Here is a 479-nt window from a genome sequence, read left to right on the forward strand (position 1 = left end):
GTCGAGAAGATGGGGGTGCATCGCGCCCCGGTCGCGACCTTCGCGCGCTCGAGCGGGGCGGCGAAGGCCTATGACGCGCTCTGGCGCGACGTGATGGCCCGGCTGTGAGGAGCGAGATGATGGAGATCGAAAGAAAGTTCCTGATCGCGGCCGAGCCCGATCTCGGCGGCGCGAGCTCCGTGGCGGTGCGCCAGGGCTACGTCACCCGGCCCGGGGATTCCGTCTCGGTGCGGCTGCGCCAGAAGGGCGAGACGTTCCTGCTGACGATGAAGTCCGGCCAGGGCCTCGTGCGCGAGGAGCACGAGAGCCGGATCGAGCCCGGGCTCTTCGAGACGTTCTGGCCCGCGACCGAAGGCCGCCGGCTCGAGAAGACCCGCTGGACCGGTGCCCTGCCCGGCGGCGAGACCTTCGAATACGACGTCTTCGAGGGCGCCCATGCGGGTCTGAGGCTCGTCGAGGTGGAGTTCGACAGCCGCGAG

The 479-nt window shown here is 69.9% G+C and carries 1 protein-coding gene; it reads left to right on the top strand.

Annotated elements, in window-relative coordinates; genetic code table 11:
• Window positions 1-119: 119 nt before the first annotated feature.
• On the top strand, window positions 120-479 hold a 360-nt coding region (locus tag OCH239_RS21500; RefSeq protein ID WP_051489736.1), incomplete at its 3' end, for a CYTH domain-containing protein.

Source organism: Roseivivax halodurans JCM 10272 (assembly GCF_000521785.1).
Lineage (GTDB): Bacteria > Pseudomonadota > Alphaproteobacteria > Rhodobacterales > Rhodobacteraceae > Roseivivax > Roseivivax halodurans.